The sequence below is a fragment of the uncultured Alistipes sp. genome (assembly GCF_910580175.1).
Classification (GTDB): Bacteria; Bacteroidota; Bacteroidia; order Bacteroidales; family Rikenellaceae; genus Alistipes.
This window is the reverse complement of record NZ_CAJTXD010000006.1, coordinates 13,960-39,364: the sequence shown is the minus strand read 5'-3', so window position 1 is coordinate 39,364 and position 25,405 is coordinate 13,960. Positions and strand designations below refer to the sequence as shown.

The window sequence follows — 25,405 nt, the reverse complement described above, 5'->3', positions numbered from 1 at the left end:
GTGGAAATACTGAATGAGGGGTTATAAGTCGTGGCCGCAGTAGGAGAGATTGAAGCTTTTGTTGCAGATCGGGAAGTCGGAGATGCCCTCGCCGCGCACGGCCAGCGCCAGCGCCAGCCAGTTGTGGAGGCTGGGGTCTTTGATGCGGGCGGCGGCTATGCGCCCTTCGGCGTCGGTAACCAGTACGTGGCATGTTTCGCCGCGCCAGCCCTCGACCAGCCCGAACGAGAGCGATGAGGGGGCCAGCGGCGCCGTGTAGTCGGGAGCCGGGCAGGGCGTGGGGCCGTCGGCGTATTTCTGTTCGTAGAGTTCCAGCAGGCGGTCGATGTAGCCGGCCGACTGGAGCACCTCGCGGGAGCGCACCATCAGGCGGGCCATCACGTCGCCCTGGTGTTTGACGATGCTTTCGTGGTGGAGACACTTGGCGAACGACGCCCACGGGTGCGAGGTGCGGATGTCGCGCGCCACGCCGCTCGCGCGGGCCGCCTGACCTACGCCGCCGATGCGCAGCATCTCCTCGCGGGGCACCGTGCCGCACTGCTCGAAGCGGGCCAGCACCGAGGGCGACGACTTCAGGTCGCGGCGCACCTCGTCGTAGCGGCGCGCGATGTCGCGCACGTTGTCGCGGATCATGCGCGCCTTCTCGGGCGTGAGCGGGTGGTCGGTGCCGTGGGGGCGGATCAGCCCCTTGCCGAAGCGGTTGCCGCACCACGCTTGCGTGGTGTTGATGGTCATCGTGCGCAGCGCCTCGCACGCCACCTGCCCCAGCTGGTAGCCGACGTCCATCGAGAGGGCGCCCGTGTCGGCGATCTGCATCGCCATGCGTTCGAGTTCCAGCGCCACGGTGCGTTCGCGCTCCAGCTCGGCCGGACGCTCGCGGCCCGAGAGCTTCTCGATCGCCTCGGCGAATGCTGTGGCGTGGGCCACGGCGCTGTCGCCCGCGACGGTTTCGGCCAGGCACATCTGACGCAGGCGGTTGCCGGTGTCGGCGAGGAGCTGCTCGATGCCCCGGTGCTGGTAGCCCAGGGCGATTTCGAGGTGGAGCACCTGCTCGCCGTTGCAGATGAAGCGGAAGGCGCCCGGCTCGATGATGCCTGCGTGGATGGGGCCGACGTTCACTTCGTGGAGCGAGCCGCCTTTCATCGTGTAGAACGGATAGTTGTCCATCGAACTGCCGCGGTCGAAGCGGTCGTAGGGAAAACGCAGCGGCTTGGGCCACGGCATGTTGTCGAAGCGCACGCCGTAGCGCTCGGCGATGTCGCGTTCGAAGGGGTGGAATGCCGGATGGAGCGCCGTAAGCGAGGGCAGATGGGTCTGCTCGTAGTATTCCATCGCATGCGAAGCCAGGAGCACCTTGCTCTCGGCGTCGTCCAGCAGCAGGCAGATGAAGCGCAGGCGGTCGTCCCACGGCAGCGCGAAGTAGTGGGCCGCGTGGTAGCGGGGATCGGCGAGTTTGGCTGCTAAATCGTTATAAAAATCGTTATAGCCGACTTCCGGTATCTCGTTCAGCGCAACGGCGCCGGAGGTGTTGTCAGTGATGAACCAGTTCATAATGCGGCGATTTGATCGATGAGTGTGCGGAGCGCTTCGGGCTGCCAGAGACCCAGCACCATGGCGGCCAGAAGCAGCGAGAGGGCCGACCACGAGAGCGCCTTGTCGGCCTTGGTGGGGTGCAGCTCGTCCTGGTTGGGCTGGTAGCAGAGCCGGATCATGCGCAGGCAGAACGAGTAGATGACGATGCACAGCAACAACAGCATGCACCCCACGAGCCACCATTTGCCGGCGGCGATCGTTTCGCGCAGGATCATCAGTTCCGAAATGAAGAGCGGCGAGGGCGGGAAAGCCATGACGACGACCATGCCTGCCAACAGCCCGACGGCACCCACGCGGTTGATGCGGATGTAGTCGCCCAGGCGGTTGATGCGGTAGCCGTTGTAGACCTGGCGCACGACGCCCATCTGGAGAAAGAGGCTGCTTTTGATGAAGGTGTGGCAGACGACGTGGAATACGGCGGCCCACACGCCGGCGCCGCCGATGCCCAAGCCGATGGCGGCGATGCCCATGTTCTCGACCGTGGAATAGGAGAGGAACCGCTTGTAGTTGTTGGTGCGGCGCAGGAACAAGGCGCCGATGGCCAGCGAGAGCACGCCGACGATCAGCAGCACGGACTTGGCCCAGCCGAAGACCTCGGTGCCGGCCAGAAGCCGGTAGACGCGCAGGATGGCCAGGAAGCCGGCGTTGACCAGCCCGGTCGAAATGAGCGCCGCGGCAGGGGCCGGTGCCGCGAAATTGGCGTCGACGCCCACGGTGTAGAGCGGAAAGAGTTCCATCTTGCAGCTATAGCCGCAGAGGATGAGCAGAAATGCCGTTTTGAGGTACAGGGGGCTGCCTTGGGCCGCCACGGCGGCCACGGCATCGTAGGAGAGCGACTCGCACTTGGTCGCGGCGGCCAGCAGCAGGATGCCCAGGTAGGCCATGGCGATGCCTGTGGAGCAGACGAAGACATATTTCCATGCCGCTTCGAGCGTCTGGGCCGTGCGGCGATGGTAGATGATGCCGGCCGAACAGAGGGTCGTCGCTTCGAGCATGATCCAGGTCACGGCCAGGTTCGAGGCGAAGTAGGCGCCCGCGATGGCCGTGGTCAGCAGCATGACCAGCGCGAAGTAGGTGCGGGTCTGGCGCAGATCGCACTCCGAGAGGTAGGTCTCCGAGTGGTGGAAGACCCAGAACGAAACGAGAACGAGCAGCAGGTAGAAAAGGCTGCCGGCCGCGTCGCATGCGAAAAGCGATCCGGCCGATCCGTCGCAGCCCCCGCCGGCGAAAAGCCATGCGCCGAAAGCGGCCTGGGCGAGGTAGAAAAGCGTTCCTGCAAGATGGATCGTGCGCCGTCCGCGGGCCGCGAGGGCTGCGACGGCGATGAGCGAGGAGAACAGCAGGTAGACAAGTATCATCATCTTCTCAATCTTTTACGTTGGTAAGCGAATCGGCATCGTCGGCGTGGATCTTGCCGTCGATCTTCGTGAAGAAGATGCTCAGCATGAGCACCGACATGAGGATGTCGAGCAGGATGGCCATGTTGATGAGAAACGGCATCTCGACGCCGATGGCTGTCGAAAAGAGGAACACGCCGTTCTCGATGACGAGGAATCCCACCAGGTGGGAAAAGAGCCGCGAGCGCAGCACGATGAGGATCAGGCCGCTGAGCAGCGAGTAGAGCGCCACGCCGAAGAAGACGGGATCGACCGTCGGGTCGGCGACGTAATAAGTGATGGAGATGCTTGCCGCCAAGGCTGCGAGCGAGAGCAGCAAGGCGTGGAACTGCGACGTGCCCGACGTGCGCACGCGGTTGATCTTGGTCTTGCGGATGATGCGGAAGAGGATCGCCGGCACGAGGATCGCCTTGAACAAGAGCGTTTCGAGGGCGATGAAGAGGAGTTCGAGCGGGGCGATGGCATGCAGGCGCAGCATAGCTATGGCGAAGAGCAGCCAGCCCTGCAACATGACGATCGAGGCGAAGTTGCGGAAGCGCTCGGTGATCGAAAGGTAGACCAACGAGACCACATAGAGGATCACTAACGAAAGTATCATGCCAATCCGATGTTGAGTTGCAGCAGGTAGGCCGTGAAGAAAGCCAGGGCGGCCAGCGCTGCGATGGTAAGAATGAAGATGGTGTTGCGCGAGAGCTTGTTGCGGGCCTGGGTCGATTCGACCGCGCCGACGGTCAGCCCGGTAAGAACTACGGCGAGCGGCGCGGCGATCCACCAGCGCAGGCAGAATGCCGCGGCGAGCGTGTCGGCGGCCAGCAGCGAGAAGATCGCCGTTTTGAGCCAGCCGGCCATCTTGATCATGGCCAGGTCGACGCCGCAGCAGTCGAGGCACATGACCTCGTGGATCATCGTCAGCTCCAGGTGGGTGCGCGGGTCGTCGACCGGCACGCGGCCGCTTTCGGTAAAGACGATCTTCACGAGCAGGTAGGTCAGCAACAGCAGGACGATCGCATGCTGCGTCCCGGGCAGGGCCGCGGGGTCGAAAATCCGGGAGAGCGAAGTGCAGCCCGTAAGCAGGGCGAGCGTGCCGAGGGCGAGCATCAGCGCCGGCTCGACCAGCGCGCCGTAGAGGGCTTCGCGGCTGGCGCCCATCCCCTCGAAAGCGCTGCCCGTGTCCAGGGCGGCGAGCACGAGGGCGAAACGTCCCAGTGCCAGCAGGTAGGCCATGCACACGAAGTCGCCGTCGAACGAAAGAACGGGGCGCAGGTCGCCGACCGGGACCATCAGCGCGGCGACGACGGCCGTGCCGAGGTAGAGGGAGGGCATCGCGCGGAAGACTGCGGTCGTGACGGACGAATAGACGGCGCCTTTGCGCAGATGCAGGCGCATGTCGTAGAGGTGTTGCAAGAAACGGATGCCGCGGCGCCCGGCGAGCAGCGCCCGGGTGCGGTTGATGACGCCCGGGATGGCGAGCGCCACGAGGAGCAGCAAAAGGGTGTTGAGTGCGGTCATCATCATAGCAGATCGAGCGTCGAAAGGATGAATATCAAGGTCAGGAATGCCAGGGCGAAGAGGATGTAGTGGTTGATCTTGCCCGTGCGCAGGCGCATGACCCGCAGGTTGATCTGGTGGAGCAGTTCGACCCACCAGGCCGAAAGCAGGTTGCCGATGCGGTCTTTGCGGCGGATGTCGAAGCGGTGGGCCGAGGGGAAGATTTCGCTTTTGACCACGGCGTCGCCCTCGCCGTCCTGGCGGGTAAGCGACGGCATGATCGATTGCAGCCCCTCGGAGAACGATTCGCCCGTATATTGCATGCGGATGTTGGGCGCCGTGAAGCTGCAGCCCCAGGTGGGGCCTTGGGCCACCTTGCGCGCACGCAGGGTGCGGTGCCGCAGCCAGGCCAGTGCGGCGACGACGGCGATCAAGAGCCAAGCGGTGCGTCCGACGGCCGTGAGCGTCGGGGCGAGCAGCCAGTCGGAGGCCGAGACGGGCATGCGGACGAAGAAGCCGGCTGCCCGCGTGATGGCCGTGACGGCCGTGACGGGAAACAGCCCGACGAAAAGGATGCCGGCCAGCGGCAGGGCCATGGCCGCAAGGCGGAAGTTGTCGACCTCGGACGCTTCGGCGACTTCGTGGCTGCGCGGCGTCCCGAGGAATACGATGCCGTAGAGCTTGGCGAAGGCCAGCACGACGATGCCGCCGATCAAGGCCAGGGCGGCAAGGCCTGCGGCCGAAGCGAGCACGTCGCTGCCCGAGGCGATGCCCTTGAACATCCCCGAATAGATCAACAGCTCCGAGACGAAGCCGTTGAAAGGCGGCAGGGCGCAGATGGCGGCCGTGCCGACGAGAAAGAGGATGGCTGTGAGGGGCATGTGACGGGCCGCCCCGCCCAGCGAATCGAGCGACGTGGTGCCGGTCTGCGTGAGCACGTTGCCGGCGCCGAAAAAGAGCAGCGACTTGAAGAACGAGTGGTTGAGCGTGTGGAGCAGGGCGCCTGCGATGCCGCAGACGGTAACGGAGGGGTTGCCGGACGATTTGCCCAGCAGGGCGATGCCGATGCCGATGAAGATCACGCCGATGTTCTCGATCGACGAATAGGCCAGCAGGCGCTTCATGTCGTTCTGGGCGGCGGCCAGGATCACGCCCCACAGCCCGGTGGCGATGCCTGCGGCCAGGATGACCAGTCCGGCCGTGCGGAGCGCTTCGGGGGTGCCGAGCGCCGCGACGACACGCAGGATGCCGTAGACGCCCGTCTTGATCATCACGCCCGACATCAGGGCCGAGACGTGCGACGGCGCCGCGGGGTGCGCCTCGGGGAGCCACACGTGCATGGGAAAGAGTCCGGCTTTCATGCCGAAGCCGGCCAGGAAGACCAGAAAGAGGGGTAGGAATGCGTGGTCGGCGAAGTAAGGCGTCAGGGCGGCGAACGAAGCCGAACCGGTGGCCAGGCGCAGCCGGACGAAGCCGATGACCAGGAGCACGAAGCCGATGTGCATCATGATGAGGTAGGCCAGGGCTGCCCTGCGCACCTCGCGCCGCTCGGCGTCGAAGAGGATCAGGAGGAACGACGCCACGGTCATCAGCTCCCAGAAAAAGAGGAACGAATAACCTCCGTCGGAAACGACGACGCCCAACATCGAGAGCGACATGACGGCAAGTGCGACGTAATGCAGCGAGAGGTGGGCCGGCGACTTGCGTTCGAGGGCGTGGCTCAAGTAGCCGCGGGAATAGAGCGTCGCGGCGGTGGCGCCGACGGCGATCAACAACACGAAAAAGGCCGAAAGCGGATCCAACGACCCGCTGTCGCAGCCCAGGGCGAGACTCCGGGCGGCCCACAAAGCGACGGTGCGGCCGCCGGCCAATGCCTCGACGGCTTTTACCGAGAGCGCCGCGCCTGCACCGACGATGAACGTCAGGGCGCACCAGGCCTTGGCCTTCGGCGGCGCGATGCAGATGGCGGCGGTAATGATCGCCAGAGCGAACAGGGTGTAGAGGAAAAACATAGGATGAAGTTGAACGTTACGATCGAACGGAAACCGGGGCGGGGTGCGCCCTCGGAGCATCGAAAGCGGTTATGGGGTGCAGGGGAAAGAGGGTTTATTCGCTGTTGCCGTTTATGGCCGACACCATGACCACGGCCGCGACGGCCGCCGTTTCGGTGCGCAGGCGCTGGCGGCCCAGAGTGATCTCCTCGAATCCGCAGCGGAGCGCGAGGTCGATCTCCTCGGGCGAAAAATCGCCCTCGGGGCCGATGAGGATCAAGGCTTCCTCGCCCTTGCGCAAGGCCGAGGGCAGATAGGCTTTGCCGGCCGCGGTGCGGGCGTCGGCGCAGTGGGCGATGAACTTGCGCCCCGGAAACGGCGCGGCGAGGAGATCGCCGAACGGCGTGAGGGGCTGCAAGGCGGGCCGGTAGGCCTTGAGCGACTGCTTCATCGCTGCCGTGACGACCTTCTCGCCCCGCAGAGGCTTGAAGACGCGGCGTTCGCTGCGGGCGGTTTCGAGCGGGACGATCGTCGTGACGCCCACCTCGGTGGCCTTTTCGAGGAACCACTCGAAGCGCTCGGCATTCTTGGTCGGCGCTACGGCCATCGTGAGCCGGTAGGGCAGCGGCTCGAAGTCGGGCTGCGTTCCTATGATCTCGACGGTGCACCGGCGTGCGTCGGCCGACACGATCCTGCACTCGTAGAGCGTGCCCCGGCCGTCGGTCAGGTGGAGCCGCTCGCCCTCGCCCAGCCGCAGCACGCGGATGCAGTGGCGCGACTCCTCCTCGCCCAGGGTGTGGCGCGGCGGGGCGATGTCGGGATCGTAAAAAAGTTGCATGGCCGTTTCTATTTTATTATATTTGCACGCTATGTATGCTTTCCGGGCGCAAAAATATATAAAGTATGCAAAATAGACGAAAATTTTAAATAAAATCATCTTCCGATGAAAAGTATCCGCTTATTCACTGCTGCTATTTCGCTTATGACGCTCGCTTCATGCCGGCCCGCCGCTCCGACGGGAGAAAACCCGCTGCTCGGGGCCTGGGAGACGCCCTACGGCGTACCGCCTTTCGACAAGATCGAACCCGCCCATTTCATGCCGGCTTTCGAACGGGCGATGTCGCTGCACGACGCCGAAATCGACGCCATCGTGACCAACCATGACGAACCGACGTTCGACAACGTGATCGCGGCCTACGACCGTTCGGGGCAGCTGCTTGCGCAGGTGGGGCTGGTGTTCGGCATGCTGTGCGAAGCCGAGAGCAACGAAGAACTGCGCGCCTTGCAGGAGCAGGTCATGCCCCTGGCGGCGGCCCATGCCGACAAGATCGGCATGAACGAGGCCCTTTTCGCCAAGGTCAAGTCGGTCTACGACCGGCGCGGGACTTTCGACCTGGATGCCGACCGGAGCCGTCTGCTGGAGAAGACCTACCGCGGCTTCGTACGCTCGGGCGCCTTGCTCGATGCGGAGCAGAAAGAACGGCTGAAAGCGATCAACGAAGAACTGGCGCTGCTCTCCGTGAAGTTCGGGGCCAACCTGCTGGCCGAAAACAACGGTTTCGTGCTGGAGCTGACCGCCGCCGAGCTGGACGGTCTGCCCTCGAACACCCGTGAGCTGGCACGCGAAAAGGCGCTGGAGGCGGGCAAGAGCGACAAGTATTTTTTTACGCTGCACAAACCCAGTCTCATCCCGCTGCTGACCTATTCGAAGCGCCGCGACCTGCGCGAAAAGGCGTACAAGGCCTATCTGAATCGCGGCAACAACGGCAATGAATACGACAACAAACAGATAATCAACGATTTTATCCGCTTGCGCACCGAGAAGGCCCGCCTGCTGGGCTATCCCTCCTATGCGGCCTATGCGGTCGACGACCAGATGGCCCGCACGCCCCGCGCGGTCTACGAACTGCTCGACGAAATCTGGACGCCGGCGCTCGAACGCGCCAAAGGCGAACTGGCTGAGATGGAAAAACTCTTCAAGGCCGACCATCCCAAGGGCGAGTTCGCCTCGTGGGACTGGTGGTACTATGCCGAGAAACTGCGCAAGAAGAACTATGCGCTCGACGAGGAGATGCTGACTCCCTATTTCTCGCTGGAGAACGTGCAGTCGGGGGTCTTCTTCCTGGCCAACCGTCTCTACGGCATCACGTTCCGCCCTGTGGCCGTGCCGGTGTACCATCCCGACGTGACGGCCTACGAAGTGCTCGATGCCGACGAATCGCACCTGGGCGTGCTCTATTTCGACTACTTTCCGCGCGAAGGCAAGAGCCAGGGCGCCTGGTGCGGCAACTATGTGGAGCAGACCTACGACGGCCAGGGCCGGCGCGTGGCGCCCGTGGTGTCGATCGTGGCCAACTTCACGCGCCCGACCCGCAGCACGCCGGCACTGCTGACGCTCGACGAGACGGCGACCCTTTTTCATGAGTTCGGCCATGCGCTCCACTTCCTTTTTCACGACGTGAAGTACCGCGGCCTCTCGGAGGTCGAGGGCGATTTCGTGGAACTGCCCTCGCAAGTGATGGAAAACTGGGCGTTCGAACCCGAAATGCTCAAGCAGTATGCTGTTCACTACCGCACCAACGAAGTCATACCCCGGCATCTGGTCGAGAAACTGCGCCGCAGCGTGCTTTTCAACCAGGGATTCCAGACCACCGAGCTGATCGCTGCGGCGCTTGCGGACATGGACATCCACTCGGCGGGCGACTACGAACCGTTCGATGTCGAGGAGTTCGGACGCCGGGCGCTCAACGAAAAACGCGGATTGATCCCCCAGATCGAACCCCGCTACCGCTATCCCTATTTCAGCCACATTTTCGACGGCGGCTATTCGGCCGGCTACTACTTCTACACCTGGGCCGAAGTGCTCGACAAGGATGCGTTCGAAGCGTTCCGCGAGAGCGGCGACCTTTTCGACAAGCGTATCGCAGCCCGCTTCCGCCGGCTGCTGTCGCGCGGCGGCTCGGAGGACGGCATGACGCTTTACCGCACCTTTCGCGGAAAAGACCCCGACAAGACGGCCATGCTGGTGGCCCGCGGCTTGATGGAGCGTCCTGCACCTGCGGCCGATTCGCTGGCTGCCGGGGAAGTGCGTGCGATGCCTGTTGCTGAACCGCGATGACCCCGAAATTATTGGCAAACCCATTCTTTGAGAAGAACCCGCAAACCGAAATAAAAATGAAAAAAGTACTTTTAGCCATTATGACATGTTCAGCCTTTGCGGCAGGATGCGCCGACCGTTCGGTACCCCAGGCGCAGCTGCCCGAATTGGATGCGACCAACCCGCTGCTGGCCGAGTGGACGACGCCCCATGCCACGCCGCCTTTCTCGCAGATCCGCCTGGAGCACTACGAACCGGCGTTCGACGCGGCGATCGCCTGCTCGCGCGCCGAGGTCGAGGTCATCGTGAAGAATCCGGCAGCCCCGACGTTCGGCAACACCATCGTGGCGCTGGAGCGCCAGGGCGCCCTGCTCGACCGCATCTCGGGCATCTTCTACAACCTGCTGGAGGCCGACGCCACCGACGAGATGCAGGCCATCGCCCTGCGCGTACAGCCGAAGCTGACCGAGCTGTCGAACGACATCTCGCTCGACCCCGAACTGTTCGCCCGTGTGAAAGCCGTATACGAGCATCCCGGGCTGGGGCTGACGAAAGAGGAGAAGAAACTGCTGGAAAACACCTACCGGAGTTTCGCCCGCAACGGTGCCGCACTTTCGGATGCCGACAAGGAACGCTACCGCCAGTATACTTCGGAGCTGTCGGCCCTGACCTTGCAATTCGGGCAGAACACGCTGGCTGCGACGAACGCTTTCACGCTTAATATAACCGATCCGAAGCGTGTCGCGGAGCTGCCCGCATTCGTCCGCGAGGGGATGGCGGCCGAAGCCAAGGCACGCGGCGAAAAGGGCTGGACGGTCACGTTGCAGGCCCCGAGCTATGTGCCTTTCCTGACCTATTCGTCCGACCGCGAACTCAAGGAGAAGCTGTGGCGCGCCTACAATTCGCGTGCGCTGGGCGGCGAGAACGACAACACGGAAGTGATGAAGAAGATCGCCAATACGCGGTTGAAGATTGCCAACCTGCTGGGCTACAAGTGCTATGCGGACTATGTGCTGGAGCGCCGCATGGCCAAGGACACGCCCACGGTAGCGGCGTTCTTGCAAGAACTGCTCGATGAAACGAAAGAATATGCCGACCAGGACTACCGCACGGTAAGCGACTATGCTGCTGCGCACGGGTTCGAGGGCGACCTGATGCCCTGGGACTGGGCCTATTACAGCCAGAAGTACCGCGATGAGAAATACGCCCTCAACGACGAGGTGGTAAAACCCTATTTCCAACTGGAGAAGGTCAAGAACGGCGTTTTCATGCTGGCTAACAAACTCTATGGCCTGAACTTCACGCCCAACGGGCAGATCGAGACCTACCATCCCGAAGTGACGGCCTACGACGTGACCGATGAGAAAGGCCGCTTCATGGCGGTGCTCTACCTCGACTTTTTCCCCCGTGCTACGAAGCGCTCGGGAGCCTGGATGACCGAATTCCGCGGCGCGAAGATCGTCGACGGCGAGGAGACCCGTCCGCTGGTGTCGCTGGTAATGAACTTTACCAAACCTACGGAGGAGACCCCCTCGCTGCTGACGTTCGACGAGGTGGAGACTTTCCTCCACGAATTCGGCCACTCGCTCCACGGCATGCTGGGCGAGGGGCACTACGAATCGATGACCGGTACGAGCGTCTACCGCGATTTCGTGGAGCTGCCCTCGCAGATCATGGAGAACTGGGCTACGGAGAAAGAGTTCCTCGACCTTTGGGCCGCACACTACCAGACCGGCGAACCCATCCCTGCGGAGATCGTCGACCGCATCGTGGCGGCCAAGAACTACCTGGCGGCCTACGGCAACGTGCGTCAGCTTTCGTTCGGCATGACCGACATGGCCTGGCATACGATCACGGAGCCGATGGAGGGCGACGCGGTGGCTTTCGAACGCGAATCGATGGCTTCGACGCAGATACTCCCTGTGGTCGAAGGCACGGCTATGGGGCCGTCGTTCGGCCACATCTTCTCGGGCGGCTATGCCGCGGGCTACTATGGCTACAAGTGGGCCGAGGTGCTCGAAGCCGATGCTTTCTCGCTTTTCAAGGAGAAAGGCATCTTCGACCGCGGCGTGGCGACGGCGTTCCGCAAGCATGTGCTCTCGAAAGGCGGCACCGAAGACCCTATGCAACTCTATGTGCGGTTCCGCGGCCATAAGCCCGAAACCAAGGCGCTCATCGAGAAGATGGGGATAGGCAAAGAAAAATAACGGACGATAGATAGAGCGGCGGCTGATCGGATTCAGCCGCCGCTCTTATATTTTTCGGCGGGGGATCGAACCGGAAATCCGGGCAGGCAGAGTAATAAGTAGAGTAGGTCGGATCGGCAGAATAAACCGGATCGTTAAATTGTCGGATGCCGAATAAACCGAATAAACCGAATTGCCGGACAGGTCGAGTCGTCGGATGGGCCGGATGGGTCGGATGGGTCGGATGGGTCGGATTGCCGTACTATCGCACTGCCGCCCGCCCCCGACGGATCGGGCGCATGAAAAAAGGAGAAACCTTACGGTCTCTCCTTTTTCTGGTTGAGCTACCAGGATTCGAACCTGGAATAACAGGACCAGAATCTGTTGTGTTACCATTACACCATAGCTCAATTTTTGTGTGTGCAAAAGTAGAACATTATTTTGCAAATGCCAAGAAAAAACCGAAAAAATTTTCATACATTTGTTTTAATCATCGTGCCAATGAACCGATAACTCAAAATAAAAACCGTAAAACCAGCCTTTTCGACAAGCCGGGTGCGGGGCGCCGATTCGTTCGGGCCATGCCGAGGCGGGAAAAGGTGCATAAAAACCAACCGTTATGGGAATCAAATTTCGTCTTGTCATCATGAACTTCCTCCAGTATGCCGTCTGGGGGGCCTATCTGACGTCGATGGGGTCGTATCTGGTCGGCGTCGATCTGGCGTCGCACATCGGCATCTTCTACGCCATGCAGGGCATCGTGTCGATCTTCATGCCGGCCGTCGTCGGCATTGTGGCCGACCGCTGGGTGCCGGCGCAGCGGCTGCTGGGCGCGTGCCACCTGCTGGCTGCACTCTTCATGGGCGGTGCCGGCTACTATGCCATGACCTCGGGCGCCGACGTGCAGTTCGGCACGCTGTTCACGCTCTATGCGCTGAGCGTGGCGTTCTACATGCCGACCATCGCCTTGTCCAACTCGGTGGCTTATAGTGTGTTGGAAAACAAAGGCTTCGACACGGTAAAGGCTTTCCCGCCCATCCGCGTGTGGGGCACCGTCGGGTTCATCTGCTCGATGCTCGTGTGCGATGCCGCCGGATTCCAGACCACCTACATGCAGTTCGTGCAATGCGCCGTGCTGGGGCTGGTGCTGGGATGCTATGCCATGACCCTGCCGGAGTGCCCGGTAAGCCGCGGCGACGAGAAGAAGAGCGTGGTCGAAGCGCTGGGGCTGCGGGCTTTCACGCTTTTCAAGCAGAAGAAGATGGCGCTGTTCTTCATCTTCTCGATGTTGCTGGGCGTGTCGTTGCAGATTACCAACGGATTCGCCAATCCGTTCATTACCTCGTTCCGCAACGTGCCTGAATTCGCTTCGACGTTCGGCGCCAACCATGCCAACGCCTTGATTTCGTTGTCGCAGGTTTCCGAGACGCTCTGCATCCTCTTGATTCCGTTCTGTCTCAAGCGTTTCGGGATCAAGAACGTCATGTTAATGGCCATGTTCGCCTGGGTGCTGCGCTTCGGTCTCTTCGGACTGGGCAATCCCGGCCCCGGAGTGTGGATGTTCATCCTCTCGATGATCGTCTACGGCGTGGCGTTCGACTTTTTCAACATCTCGGGGTCGCTGTTCGTCAACAACGAAACCGACGTGGCGATCCGCTCTTCGGCCCAGGGACTTTTCATGCTCATGACCAACGGTATAGGCGCCACGATCGGAATGCTCGGCGCGCAGGCCGTGGTAGACCATTATGTCAATTCGCAGACCTCCGTGGCTGCGATGACGGCCGGCTGGTCGACTTCGTGGCTCGTATTTGCGGGCTATGCGCTGTGCGTGGCGGTGGTCTTCGCCCTGGTGTTCAGATATAAGCACGATCCCGCAGCGATCGGGGAGGTGCAGCATTGAGAAAGAGGCGGAGGCTAATATATATAAGGTGCGCACCGGCAAACTTGCCGGTGCGCACCTTATTTTACTTAAAACATGTTGTCGTACATCGACTGCGATTTGTCGTATTTGAGGTCGGAGAGCGAGGCGGCCTTCACGCCGATGTTGAAGCTCCAACTGCGATGGAAGCCGAACGGCACCCACGAGAACGACATCTGCCAGCAATGCAGGTCGCGCGAGATGGTAATCGACGAGGAGGTCAGCTTGTTGTTCATGATGTCGTAGCCGCCCTGGATGACGATGCCCGTCTTCGGAGTGATGGAGATCGAACCGTTGAAGCCGATGGTCTGGGTCACGTTGCGGCGGTAGCCTGTCGTGCCGTTGTTGTAGGGGCTGCTCGAATAACTTACTGCATAGTTGAATCCGAAGTTCCACGGCAGCGAGAAGTCGTAGTAGGCCTGCGACATGTATTGCCGCCGCAGCACGGGGTCCATCGTGCCGTAGGGGTCGTAGTAGGGGTTCTGGTACTCGGGCGGGATGCTCGTGATGTCGTTGGTGGCGGCCGTCGACTTGTCCTGCCGCGACTTGAAAGAGTAGCCGAACGACCAGCCGGTCGACACCACGCGGCCCGGGAGGCGGATTTTGTTGATGTGCTGCCCCTGGGGCGTGAGCCGGTAGGGATCGAGCGTCGCCGAGAGGTTGAGGCCGAAGTTCTTGAAGATCGTGGTGCGCAGCGACACTCTGAGGGTCGACAGCCCCATCGAATCGGCCAGGAAGTTGTACGATCCGCTGACGCTCAATTCGTCGATGAGCTTGATCTTCCTTATGCCCGAGGTGTCGCGTTTGGAAAGCACCTTCATTTCGAGGTTCTGCGAAAGCGAGAAGTTCAACGACATGGTGCGGCCGCCCGAAGGCACGCTGTAAGCGTTGCCGGCATAGGGCGAGTAGGTGGTAAAACGGCCCGTGGAGTCGATCTGGCGCGTGCGGTAATAACCGTATTTCTGGTTAGTGAAGTCCGGGGCATAGGAGAAGCCTATCGAGGGCGAGAGCGTGTGGCGGATCGCCTGGATCTTGCGGTTGCGGTTCTTTTTCGTGAAGTCGTACATGCCGTAGACGGTGGTTCCGGCCGAGACGCTGAAGTTGTAGTTGTAGAGCCGGTAGAAACCGTGTTGGCGCGTGGTGTCGGTCTGGTTGGTTACCGGATTCCAGTCGTAGAGCGTGCGTTTGAAGAACCACTTCTCGGTGTAGTTGGCCGAAGGGTTGATGTTGATGTAGTTGAACAGACTGAACGGTGCAGAGACGGGCAGCGAATGCTCGATGCCGTTGCGCATGTTTTCGAGGGTCTCCTTGGAGAAGACCTTGTCTTCGGTGGTCGACACCGAGTTGGTCAGCTTGCCCGTGTACTGCATGGATATTTTTTCGTACCACCGCTCCTTGCCCTGACGCTCCTTGCGCTTGAAGGGGTAGAGGCGCGAAACGTTGAACACCACGGTGGGCAGCGTGATGGAGATCGTCTGGTTGCGCGAGTTCTGCGACACGGCCATGTTGGCCGAGAGCGAGAACGGCGTGCCGGCCCAGTTTTTCGAGTAGGAGATCGACGAGTTGGTCTGGGTGGCGAGGATGTCGTTGAGGTTGGTGGCCGAATAGCGGCTGTAACCGCTCGTGGCGAAGTTTACCGAAGCCGAGAAAGTCGACCCGGGGTTGGCTTTCGGGTCCTGGGCGTGCGTCCAGCGGATGTGGAAGTTGTTCTGCTTCACGTAGTCGGCCTCGCCCTTGTTGCCCACCTTGACGTTGGAATATTCCAGGTCGAGGTTGCCGCTGTACTTGTAGCGCTTGATGTATCGCGAGGCGGCCGAGGCTTCCCATGATCCGAGGGTGTAGATGCCGCCGCGGATGGCCAAGTCGGCATACTCGCCCAAAGTGAAGTAGTAGCCCAGACCGCGCAGGAAGAATCCTTTGGTGTACTCCTCGCCGTAGGTGGGCATCAACAGCCCCGACTTAGGCCCCATGTTTACCGGGAAGAACCCTTCGGGAATTCCGAGGAAGTAGATCGGCACGTCTTCCATGACCAGATAGGCCGGCCCCGTGACGACTTTCTTGCCGGGGATGACTTTGGCTTTGGTCATCGCCAGGTAGAAGTGGGGATGATCGGTGTGGTCGCAGGTGGTGTATTTGCCGTCGCCGATGTGGATCGTGTTGTCGGGCTGCTTCTTGACGCTGCCGCCCACCAGCCAGCCGTCGCCCTGCTGCGTCGCTACGCCCTTGATCTTGGCTTTCTTGGAGGCGAGGTTGTAAGTGATGGTGTCCATCCGGTAGGTCTCCGACCCTTCGGAGAACTCCGGCTTGGTAATGATGGGGCGCCCCTCCAGCGTGTCGGGCTTGCCGTAGGCGTGGATCTGCCGAGTCTCCATGTCGATCTGCATGTAGTCGGCTTTCAGGTTGCTGTTCTGGTAGGTTACATCGCCCTGGTTGAAGATGTAGACCATCTTCGAGCGGACGTCGTAGACCAGCGAATCGGCATTCTGACCTGTGATGGGGTCGTCGAGGAACGGATCGGCCGCGCGGGGTTCTCGCGCAGCGCTCCCCGAGAGCGAATCGGCGAGGGCCGGGGCGGCGGCAAGGGTGTCTGTCTGCCGCATGGCGAGCGAGTCGGCTTTCCGGGCGACGAGCGAGTCGATCCGCGCTCCGGCGATCGAGTCGCGCGTATCTTGCGGCAGGGCGTTGAAAGACTCGCGCCGCCGCATTTCTGCCCGAGCCGCGCGACGGGCGTTTCTCTGCCGGCTGCGGGAAAGGGCGGGGTCGGCGGCCGGCTCCTCCTGCCGGAGGGAGAGCATGTCGGCCGGGGCCGCTTCGGTGCGGCGCAGTTCCGCGGAATCGGGGGCTGCAACCGGGGCAGGCGTGTCGGCCGGGTGTCCGCCTGCATCGGGGTGCGGTGCGGCGGAGGTAAAAACCGATCCGACGAACACCATCGCGATGGTCGCCGAAAAGAGATATTTTGCCTTCGTGCTGTTCAAAATTCCAAAAAAATTCCGTAACTTTGCCGACAAGTCGGCAAAAACGCCCGGATCGGGGTTGCGGAGCTTCGCAGCGCCGTTTCAAACCGGACAAAGATACTAAAAGCCGAGGGCAATGCCAAATTTATTTGAGCATTGGCGAAGCAAATTTGCGGTGCGGACGAAGTGCGGAAGCCGAGGGCGGAAACGACTCGGTCGGCGTTCGGCCGGGCCGCAGGCAGGCAAGGGTTTCAAGATGGGATTTTAATATGCGCGCACGGTTGTTTTTTGTATTGCTTCTGGCGGCGGTTGTCGTTTGTACGAACGCGGCAGCGGCCGGAGATGCCGCATATGGCGTGCGGGTGGTGGTGATCGACCCGGGGCACGGCGGCGACGACCCCGGGGCGCATTATTTCGGCGCTTACGAGAAGACGCTCGCGCTGAAGGTCGCCCTGCGTCTGGGCCGGATGATCCAGGAGGGGATGCCCGGTGTGAAGGTGGTCTACACGCGTACGACGGACAAGTCGCTGGCCCGCACGAAGATCGAGGATTTGCAGATGCGGGCCGACGTGGCCAACAAGGCGGGCGGCGACCTCTTCATCTCGATCCATGTCAATGCGGCCGACGATGCCTCGGCCCGGGGCGTCGAAACGCTGGTCATGGGCGAGAGTCCCAAGGAGCAGCACTACAATCAGAACGCCCTCTACGAGAACAACCGCGACGACCTGATCGACATGTCGGATGAACGTACGGCGGCCATCGTGCGGGCCTACATCCAGAATTTGCAGTTTACCTACGGCGAGTACAGCATGGCCATGGCGCGCTGCATCCAGAACAACTACGGCAAGATCGGCCGTCATGTCCGCAAAATCAAGCCCCAGTTGCTGCGCGTGCTCTATGCCACCGACATGCCCGGCGTGCTGACCGAAATCGGCTTTTTGTCCAACTCTCGCGAGGCGGCTTATCTTAAATCGGAAAAGGGGCAGGAAGAACTCGCACGTTCTTTGTTCCAGGCGGTCAAGGACTATTCGGCCTACGTGTTGGAGACGCGCGGTGCCGAGGAGGAGCCGCGGCCCGTCGAGACGAAGCCCGCGCCGGCGCCCGAGACGCCCGCTTCCCGGCCCGAGGAGAAGACCGGAGCGGCTCCGGCGAAGAAGCAGAACGTGCGTTTTGCGGTGCAGATACTCTCCAGCCGCACGCCTGTGAAGCTGGACGACAAGAGCCAGTTCAAGAATTACAGCGGTCGGGTGCGGCAGTATACGGCCGAGGGCGACTTCCGCTACAAATATTGCGTCTGCGAGTGCGACACCCGCAGCGAAGCGCACCGCCTGATGGTCGACCAGGTGCGCAAAACGTTCCCCGATGCGTTCATCGTGCGGTGTCGGGGCGATAAGATTGTCAAATAATGAACCGTCAACAATGAAAAGAGAAGCTAAAATCGGATTGTTCGCCGTGGCGATGATCTGCGCCGCGTGGGCAGGCATCCGGTTTCTGAAAGGATTCGACATCTTCGGCCGCAACGTCGAGTATTATGCCGTCTACGACCAGGTCAACGGCGTGCAGACCGCCTCGCCCATCATGGTCAAGGGCGTGAAGATCGGCACCGTATCGGCCATCACGTTCGATCCGCGGCGCAGCGACCGCGTGGTGCTGTGTTTCACGATCAAGAAAGAGTATGCTATCCCGACCGACTCGGAGGCCAAGATCGTCAGCAACGGACTGATGGGGTCGAAAGCCATCGAAATCCAGTACGGCACGGCGACCACGTTCTTCGCCAAGGGCGACACGATCCGTTCGGGCCGCGATTTGGATCTGATGGACGTGGCCGGCTCGGAGCTGGATTTCGTCAAACAGAAGATTTCGCAGGTCACGGGCGATCTGTCGCGCACGCTTACCGATTTGAGCCGCATGGTGGAGGCCAACGAGGGCAACATCACGGCGACGCTCGGGCACCTCAACACGCTGACTGGCGACTTGAGCGCCCTGCTGGCCGATGAGAAGCAGAACCTGCGTTCGGCGGTCGACAACCTGGCGCAGTTCTCGGGCACGCTCGGCTCCAACGCCGGACGCATCGACAGCATCGTGGGCAATCTGAACCGGGTGGCCGCGCAGCTGGCCGACGCCGAATTCGCCCGCCGGCTTTCCGAAGCCGCCGGGTCGCTCGACGACGTGCTGCGCAAACTCAACGAGGGCAGCGGCACCGCGGGCAAGATCATGAACGACCCGGCGCTGTACGACTCGCTTACCCTGGCCACCGGCAATTTGTCGACGCTGCTGGCCGATCTGAAAGCCTATCCGGGGCGTTATGTCCATTTCTCGATTTTCGGACGCGATCCCGAGAAGATGAAGGAGCGGGCCGACCGGCGCGCCGCCAAGGCCGCGATCCGGGCGCATCGCGATTCGCTCAAGGCGGCCGAGTGATGGTTTATCCTGCGACTTTCGAGCAGAAGACGGGTTTCGACCGTCTTCGCGGGCAGGTCGCTGCGCTGTGCACCATGTACGCCGCACGCCGCCTGCTGGAGGGGGAGACTTTCTCGACCTCGGAGCAGGAGATCGTGCGGCGGCTGTCGCTTGCCGACGAAATGCGGCGGCTGCTCGACATGGAGCACGATTTTCCGGGCGGCGACTATCCCGATACGGAACACCTGACAGCCAAGCTGCGCGTGGAGGGGACTTACCTCGACGTGGAGGAGATCGTCACGCTGCGTCGGGCGCTGACGATCGTCGGCGAAGCCGTCGGCTTCATCGGCGCGCGCGAACAGCACTACCCTGCGCTTGCGGCCCGTTCGCGAGGCGTAGAGTCGTTTCCCGACATCGTGCGGCGCATAGAAGCCATCGTCGACCGTTTCGGCGAAGTCCGCGACGGCGCGTCGCCCGCTCTGGCCGAAATCCGCCGGGCCATCCGCGAGCGCGAGGGGCAGGCCGCCAAGCGGTTGCAGCAGGTGCTGGCGGCGGCCAAGAGCGCCGGCATCGTCGAAGCCGACGCCCAGCTGTCGGTGCGCGACGGCAAGACCGTGATCCCGGTTTCTGCGGCCAACAAACGCAAGCTCAACGGCTTCGTGCACGACGAGTCGGCCACGGGCCGCACGGTCTATGTCGAGCCGGTGGAAGTGGTCGAACTGAACAACGAACTGCGCGAGCTGGAGTATGCCGAGCGGCGCGAAATCGTCCGCATATTGACCGAATTCACGGACTCCGTGCGGCCCGATGCGGAGCTGATCGCTTCGTCGGGCGACTACCTGGCCGAGGTGGATATGCTGCGCGCCAAGGGGCGCTGGGCCTCGCAGAACGGCTGCGTGAAGCCGATTCTTTCGACCGACGACCGGCTGGTGCTCAAGGATGCGCGCCATCCGCTCTTGCAGCAGACCCTCGGGGCGCAGGGACGCGAAATCGTGCCGCTGACCATGCAGCTCGACCGGCGGAAACGCATCCTGGTGATCTCCGGCCCCAATGCCGGCGGCAAGTCGGTGTGTCTGAAGACGGCTGCCATCGTGCAGTACATGTTCCAGTGCGGATTCCTGGTGCCGGCGTCCGAGATTTCCGAGTTGCCGGTCTTCCGGTCGATCTTCATCGACATAGGCGACGAACAATCGATGGATAACGACCTGTCGACCTACTCGTCGCACCTGCTCAACATGAAGCACATGCTCTCCGGAGCTTCCGACCGCACACTGGTTTTCATCGACGAGTTCGGCTCGGGCACCGAACCGATCATCGGCGGGGCGATCGCCGAAGCGATTCTGGAGCGGCTGCTCGAAAAGGGGTGCTACGGCGTCATCACGACCCACTACGCCAATATCAAGTATTATGCGGCCAACACGGAGGGCATCGCCAACGGCGCCATGATGTTCGACGTGCAGCATATCCGCCCGCTGTTCCGGCTCGAAACCGGCAAGCCCGGCAGCTCGTTCGCCGTGGAGATCGCCCGCAAGATCGGGCTTCCGGAGGAGATCATCCGGGCGGCGTCCGACAAGGCGGGGTCGGATCATATCAATCTTGAAAAGCAGCTGCGCGAAATCGCCCGCGACAAACACTATTGGGAGCAGAAGCGCGACCGCATCCGCGTGACCGACCGCAAGGTCGAGGAGCTGGAGCAGACCTATGCCGGGCAGCTGGCCGCAATCCGTGCGGAGCGGCAGGCGATATTGAAAAAGGCCCGGCAGGAGGCCGAGGCGCTGATCGCCGGTGCCAACCGGCAGATCGAGAACACGATCCGCACCATCCGCGAGGCGCAGGCCGAAAAAGAAATCACGCGGCTGGCCCGCAAGGAGCTGGACGACTTCCGCACGGCGGCCGTCGAGGCCGAAGCCGCCCGGCGCGATGCCGACATCGCCCGCGAAATCGAACGGATCGAGCGCCGGCAGCAGCGGCGTGCCGAGCGCAAGGCGCAGCAAGGCGAAAAGAACGTCTCGCCGTCGGCACCGGAGCCGCCGAAGAAACGCGAGGTGGAACCGGGGGCCAAAGTCCGCATGGCCGGGCAGGAGATGGTGGGCGAGGTGCGCAGTGTCAAAGGGCGCAAGGCGCAGGTTGCCTTCGGGCAGATGCTGACGTCCGTAGACAAGGAGTTGCTGACGGTGGTTTCGAACAACGAATACCGCGAAGCGACGCGGCCCGCAACGGCCCGTACGGTGGTGTCGGCCGACATTTCGGCCCGCAAGCTGGCGTTCCGCGACCACATCGACGTGCGGGGCATGCGTGCGGCCGAGGCGCTCGAGATGGTGCAGCAGTTCGTCGACGACGCCCTGATGCTGGGCGTGGAATCGGTAACGATCCTCCACGGCAAAGGCACCGGGGCGCTCAAGGAGGAGATCCGCCGCTACCTGCGCACCGTGCCCGAGGTGGAATCGGCGGTCGACGAACATGCCGACCGCGGCGGTGCGGGCATAACGGTTGTGAAACTGGGATAAAGGAATTTTATGGAATATAAGTTATCGCAAATCGCCGCCATCTGCGGCGGCAAGTTCCAGGGCAGCGACGTCTGCGTGCGGTCGGTGGTCACAGACAGCCGCTCGCTCTCGTGCGAAATGGGGGAGAGTCCCATGTTCGTGGCCCTGCGCGGTGCCAACCACGACTCGCACGACTTCATCGGTCAGATGTACGATCGCGGCGCCCGGGCTTTTCTGGTCGAGCATCCCGTCGAGCCGCTGCCCGGCTGCGGGTATGCGATCGTCGAGAATGCCATCGGGGCCTTGCAGTCGTTGGCGGCCTATCATCGGGCGCAGTTCCGCGGCACGGTGGTCGGCATCACGGGGTCGAACGGCAAGACCGTCATCAAGGAGTGGATCGCCGAAGAATTGCCCGCAGGCATGAAGTTCTACCGCTCGCCCAAGAGCTACAACTCCCAGCTGGGCGTGCCGCTCTCGGTGCTGATGCTGGAGGGCGACGAGCAGCTGGCCATCTTCGAGGCCGGCATCTCCGAGCCGGGCGAAATGGAGCGGCTGGAGCGCATCATCCGGCCCGACGTGGCGGTCTTTACCTCCATCGGCGACGCCCACCAGGAACATTTCCTCAATCTGGAGCAGAAGTGCGACGAGAAACTGATTCTGGCGCGCAGTGCTTCGAAAATCATCTATCATAGCTATTACGAGCCGCTGGGGCGGATGATCGCTGCACGCTATCCCGAGCGCAAGCCCGTCGATGCCGCGACGTTCCCCGAAGTGCCGGAAGCCGTGATCGGCAATGCTGCGTCGCGGCGCAACGCCCAGATCGTCGAGGCGTTCTGCGCGGTCATGCGTTTCCCTGCGCCCGCATTCTCGGCAGCGCCCCATGTGGCCATGCGCCTGGAGGTCAAGGACGGCATCAACGATTCGATCCTTATCAACGACGCCTACAACCTCGATCTCAATTCGCTGGCGCTGGCGCTCGACTACCTGCACACCGTGGCGCTGGGGCGGCGGCGTACGTTGGTCTTGTCCGACATCGCCCAGAGCGGCCTGTCGGACGACGAACTTTACAGCCGCGTGGCCGGCATGGTCGAACGAGCCGGGGTAGACTGTCTGGTGGGCATCGGCCCCAAGCTGAAACGCTATGCCGCGCTGTTTCCTTGCGAGAAGTCGTTCTACGCCTCGACCGACCAGTGTATCGAACGGCTGGGCCGCGATGCGGTGGCCGGGCGGGCCGTGCTGCTGAAGGGCGCCCGCGAATACCGGTTCGAGAAACTGGCCCATGCGTTGGCGCGCCGGAGCCATACCACCGTGCTGGAGGTCGATCTGGACGCCATGATCGGCAACCTGAACCATTTCCGCTCGAAACTCGCTTTCGGGACGAAACTGGTGGCGATGGTCAAGGCCGGGAGCTACGGGGCCGGCGATTTCGAGGTGGCGCAGATGCTCCAGCATCAAGGTGTCGACTATTTGGCCGTGGCTTTCGCCGACGAAGGGGTGCTGCTGCGCGAGCGGGGCATCACGATGCCTGTGGTGGTGCTCAATGCCGATGCCGACAGCTTCGAACCGATGATCGCCAACCGTCTGGAACCGGAGATTTACAGCTTCCATTCGCTCAAGGCTTTTGCCGCCGCGGCCGCACATGCCGGCGAACGGCACTATCCGATCCACATCAAACTGGACACGGGCATGCACCGTCTGGGATTCGTGGAGGAGGAGATCGCGCGGCTGGGCGAAGTGCTGGCGACGCTGCCCGAAGTGAAGGCGGCGACGATATTTTCGCATCTGAACTGCGCAGACATGCCCGAGGAAGACGCCTACACGCGCGAACAGATCGCCCGCTTCGACCGCATGAGCCGGGCGCTGGCCGACCGGCTCGGCTATCCGGTCATCCGCCACACGGCCAACTCGGCGGCGATCGACCGTTTCCCCGAAGCGCAGTTCGACATGTGCCGCCTGGGGCTGGGACTCTACGGGTTCGGCTGGGAGCATACGCCGGCTCTGAAGCCCGTTTCGACGCTCAAGACCCGCATCGTGCAGATCAAGCATCTGCCGGCGGGCGACACGGTGGGCTACGGCCGTGCCGGAAAGCTCGTGCGCCCTTCGGTCACGGCGACGATTCCGGTGGGCTATGCCGACGGGCTGGACCGCCACCTGGGCTGCGGCCGCTGGTCGGTGCTGGTAGCCGGCAGCCCGGCGCCGATCGTGGGGCGTGTCTGCATGGATAGTTGCATGATCGACATCACGGAGATACCCGGCGTGGCCGAGGGCGACGAAGCCGTGATCTTCTCGCCGACGCCCGGCAACGACCTCGAATCGATGGCCCGCGTGCTGGAGACCATACCCTACGAAATCATGACCTCCGTTTCGGCGCGGGTAAAACGGATTTATCTGAAAGAATAGTTTTGCCGGCATCCGGACGGGTGTGCGAACGTGCAGTGTGCACCTCAAGAAACAGCGGTTTGCAGATGCCTGCGCGTTTTAGGGGCTGCGAGCCGGGAAAAAAGAGGTAGAATGGGAAATTTGGGTACTTTATATTTATTGCCGTGTCCGATTTCGGACGAGACGACGCCCTGGGAGGTGCTTCCGGCGGCCAACAAGGCCGTTATGGACAGACTGGACTACTTCATCGTCGAGAACACCCGGTCGGCCCGGCGGTTTCTCTCGAAGGCCGGCATCGCCCGGCCCATCGACACGCTGGAGTTCCGCGAGCTGAACGAGCATACGGCGGCGGGGCGCGAGGTCGAGGAGCTGGTGGCGCCGTTGCTGGCCGGACGTTCGGCCGGCGTGATCTCCGAAGCCGGAGTGCCGGGCGTCGCCGATCCTGGGGCGTTGGTGGTCGAGGCATGCCACCGCCGCGGCATCCGTGTGGTGCCGCTTGTCGGGCCGTCGTCGATCATCCTGGCCCTGATGGCTTCGGGACTCAACGGGCAGTCGTTCGCGTTCAACGGCTACCTGCCCGTCAAGCCGCCCGAGCGGGCGCAGGCGATCCGGCGGCTCGAACGACGGGCGCACGGCGAGGGGCAGGCGCAGCTTTTCATCGAAGCGCCCTACCGCAACGCCAAGTTGGTGGAGCAGCTCTTGCAGGTGCTGGCGCCCCAGACGCGGCTGACCGTGGCGGTCGACATCACGGCTCCGGGCGCGACGATCCGCACGCTGCCGGTCGGGGAGTGGCGGCGCGTTGCGCTGCCCGAAATGCAGAAGCGGCCCGCGATTTTCATCATTGGCTGACACGCCGGGAGCTGGTATGCAATTTGTGCAATATATGGAGCAGAATATCGGAAAATAAGACTATATGGAACAGGAAAAAGTTTATAACCAGGAAGTTGCAGACAATGAGGGCGCACCTGCCGCTCAGGCCGATTCCTCCTGCAAAGGGGAGTCGTGTGCCAATGTGGCAGACGAGGTTCAGCAAGGCGCTGACACCTTGTCAGCCGAGGATGCGGCCGGGCAGGAATCGGACGCGAACGCCCGGGTCGCCGAGTGGCAGGACAAGTTCATGCGCTTGCAGGCCGAGTTCGACAATTATCGCAAGCGCACGCTGCGCGAAAAGATGGAACTGGTCGAGACCGGCGGGCGCGACGTGCTGCTGGCTATGCTGCCCGTGCGCGACGATGTGCAGCGGGCCGTCGACGCCATGCACCAGAGCGACGACCTCGAAGCCCTGCGGGCCGGCGTGACGCTCATCTCGCAGAAGTTCACGGAGGCGCTGCGTCAGAAAGGCGTGACCGAGATCGACGTGCGCGACAAGGAATTCGACGCCGATCTGTCGGAAGCCGTGGCGCGCTTTGCGGCCGGCGAGGAGAAGAAAGGCCGTGTGATCGACGTCGTACAGACCGGCTACATGTTGGGCGACAAGGTGCTGCGGTTCGCAAAAGTGGTTGTAGGAGAATAGGAT

General features: G+C 62.3%; 16 protein-coding genes and 1 tRNA gene. 9 read left to right on the top strand and 8 right to left on the bottom strand.

Features of this window, described 5'->3' with window-relative positions:
* Positions 1–21: 21 nt before the first annotated feature.
* The 6 genes from QZ298_RS07735 to QZ298_RS07710 form a co-directional block, all read right to left on the bottom strand.
* The gene (locus QZ298_RS07735; protein WP_296007649.1) at positions 22–1,551 is read right to left on the bottom strand and encodes an NADH-quinone oxidoreductase subunit C; all 1,530 of its coding nucleotides are present in this window, start codon (positions 1,549–1,551) and stop codon (positions 22–24) included.
* Positions 1,548–2,954 carry a proton-conducting transporter membrane subunit gene (locus QZ298_RS07730; RefSeq protein ID WP_296007646.1) on the bottom strand — a complete coding sequence of 469 codons (1,407 nt, stop codon included), beginning with the start codon at positions 2,952–2,954 and terminating at the stop codon, positions 1,548–1,550. The genes QZ298_RS07735 and QZ298_RS07730 overlap by 4 nt, the downstream gene beginning before the upstream one ends.
* 4 nt (positions 2,955–2,958) lie before the next feature.
* A complete protein-coding gene (locus tag QZ298_RS07725; RefSeq protein WP_296007644.1) occupies positions 2,959–3,588 on the bottom strand; it encodes a hypothetical protein in 630 nt (209 codons plus the stop codon).
* Positions 3,585–4,505, bottom strand: a complete 921-nt coding sequence (locus QZ298_RS07720) for an NADH-quinone oxidoreductase subunit H (protein ID WP_296007641.1) — start codon at positions 4,503–4,505, stop codon at positions 3,585–3,587. The genes QZ298_RS07725 and QZ298_RS07720 overlap by 4 nt, the downstream gene beginning before the upstream one ends.
* A complete protein-coding gene (locus QZ298_RS07715; RefSeq protein WP_296007638.1) occupies positions 4,502–6,490 on the bottom strand; it encodes a proton-conducting transporter membrane subunit in 1,989 nt (662 codons plus the stop codon). The genes QZ298_RS07720 and QZ298_RS07715 overlap by 4 nt, the downstream gene beginning before the upstream one ends.
* 94 nt (positions 6,491–6,584) lie before the next feature.
* The gene (locus tag QZ298_RS07710; protein WP_296007635.1) at positions 6,585–7,307 is read right to left on the bottom strand and encodes a 16S rRNA (uracil(1498)-N(3))-methyltransferase; all 723 of its coding nucleotides are present in this window, start codon (positions 7,305–7,307) and stop codon (positions 6,585–6,587) included.
* Between the two features lie 105 nt (positions 7,308–7,412).
* On the opposite strand from QZ298_RS07710, the gene QZ298_RS07705 reads away from it, so the two are divergent.
* The gene (locus QZ298_RS07705) at positions 7,413–9,587 is read left to right on the top strand and encodes a M3 family metallopeptidase (RefSeq protein ID WP_296007632.1); all 2,175 of its coding nucleotides are present in this window, start codon (positions 7,413–7,415) and stop codon (positions 9,585–9,587) included.
* Between the two features lie 56 nt (positions 9,588–9,643).
* Positions 9,644–11,773: a M3 family metallopeptidase gene (locus QZ298_RS07700; RefSeq protein ID WP_296007629.1), complete on the top strand. Its 2,130-nt coding sequence runs from the start codon at positions 9,644–9,646 to the stop codon at positions 11,771–11,773.
* Between the two features lie 315 nt (positions 11,774–12,088).
* Here QZ298_RS07700 and QZ298_RS07695 read toward each other — a convergent pair.
* A tRNA-Gln gene (locus tag QZ298_RS07695) sits at positions 12,089–12,162 on the bottom strand.
* A 209-nt stretch (positions 12,163–12,371) separates the two neighbouring features.
* Here QZ298_RS07695 and QZ298_RS07690 point away from each other — a divergent pair.
* Positions 12,372–13,652 carry an MFS transporter gene (locus tag QZ298_RS07690; protein WP_296007627.1) on the top strand — a complete coding sequence of 427 codons (1,281 nt, stop codon included), beginning with the start codon at positions 12,372–12,374 and terminating at the stop codon, positions 13,650–13,652.
* A 68-nt stretch (positions 13,653–13,720) separates the two neighbouring features.
* Here the strand turns inward: QZ298_RS07690 and QZ298_RS07685 are convergent, their stop codons facing one another.
* A complete protein-coding gene (locus tag QZ298_RS07685; protein WP_296007625.1) occupies positions 13,721–16,645 on the bottom strand; it encodes a putative LPS assembly protein LptD in 2,925 nt (974 codons plus the stop codon).
* A gap of 260 nt (positions 16,646–16,905) precedes the next feature.
* Between QZ298_RS07685 and QZ298_RS07680 the strand changes: the two genes are divergently transcribed.
* The 6 genes from QZ298_RS07680 (at position 16,906) to QZ298_RS07655 (ending at position 25,402) form a co-directional block, all read left to right on the top strand.
* A complete protein-coding gene (locus QZ298_RS07680; RefSeq protein ID WP_363323910.1) occupies positions 16,906–18,030 on the top strand; it encodes an N-acetylmuramoyl-L-alanine amidase in 1,125 nt (374 codons plus the stop codon).
* 13 nt (positions 18,031–18,043) lie between these two features.
* The gene (locus tag QZ298_RS07675; protein ID WP_296007620.1) at positions 18,044–19,045 is read left to right on the top strand and encodes an MlaD family protein; all 1,002 of its coding nucleotides are present in this window, start codon (positions 18,044–18,046) and stop codon (positions 19,043–19,045) included.
* The gene (locus tag QZ298_RS07670; protein WP_296007617.1) at positions 19,045–21,531 is read left to right on the top strand and encodes a Smr/MutS family protein; all 2,487 of its coding nucleotides are present in this window, start codon (positions 19,045–19,047) and stop codon (positions 21,529–21,531) included. Before QZ298_RS07675 ends, QZ298_RS07670 begins: the two co-directional genes overlap by 1 nt.
* Before the next feature lie 9 nt (positions 21,532–21,540).
* Positions 21,541–23,910 carry an alanine racemase gene (alr, locus tag QZ298_RS07665; RefSeq protein WP_296007614.1) on the top strand — a complete coding sequence of 790 codons (2,370 nt, stop codon included), beginning with the start codon at positions 21,541–21,543 and terminating at the stop codon, positions 23,908–23,910.
* 111 nt (positions 23,911–24,021) lie between these two features.
* On the top strand, positions 24,022–24,738 hold the full coding sequence (locus QZ298_RS07660; RefSeq protein ID WP_296007612.1) for an SAM-dependent methyltransferase: 717 nt from the start codon (positions 24,022–24,024) through the stop codon (positions 24,736–24,738).
* Between the two features lie 64 nt (positions 24,739–24,802).
* Complete coding sequence (locus tag QZ298_RS07655; RefSeq protein WP_296007610.1) at positions 24,803–25,402, top strand: nucleotide exchange factor GrpE; 600 nt, start codon at positions 24,803–24,805, stop codon at positions 25,400–25,402.
* Positions 25,403–25,405 lie beyond the last annotated feature (3 nt).